We start from the raw sequence: 486 nt of genomic DNA on the forward strand, positions 1-486 counted from the left end.
TCTCTTCTGGGCTAAGTCCTGTCGGATATCGCAGTTGCCTGTATTGTTAATCTCACAGATGGTATATTCTACGTTGGATTTTCCTGCCTGGGTTTTAGCTGCAACTGTTACTGTTCCGTTTGTGTTTAGGTTAAGTCCTGTCGGAACGGTTACGCCAGTCAGTTTTACCTTTCCTGTATTGGTTCCGATCACCACCGGGTTTCCGTTTAGGGTGTCATTCGCTGTAAGGGAAGCGGTTGTACCTCCTGTGTTTCCGTTGATACTGGTTGTAGTTTCGGTTACAGCGTCGATTGTCGCTGCGCCTACTGTCACTACTGAAGTTACCGTATCACAGTTGCCCGGATTGGTAATTTCACAAATGGTATATTCTACGTTGTAGTTTCCTGCAGGGGTATTCGCTGCAACGGTTACTGTTCCGTTGGCGTTTAGGGTAAGTCCTGTCGGAACGGTTACTCCAGTCAGTTTTACCTGTCCTGGATTGGTTCC

General features: G+C 47.3%; 1 pseudogene. It reads right to left on the reverse strand.

What is annotated here, in order from left to right:
• A pseudogene (locus tag DCO46_RS22980) lies at positions 1–486 on the reverse strand (hypothetical protein); the annotation flags it as partial.

It is taken from the genome of Flavobacterium sp. HTF, assembly GCF_003105115.1.
GTDB lineage: Bacteria > Bacteroidota > Bacteroidia > Flavobacteriales > Flavobacteriaceae > Flavobacterium.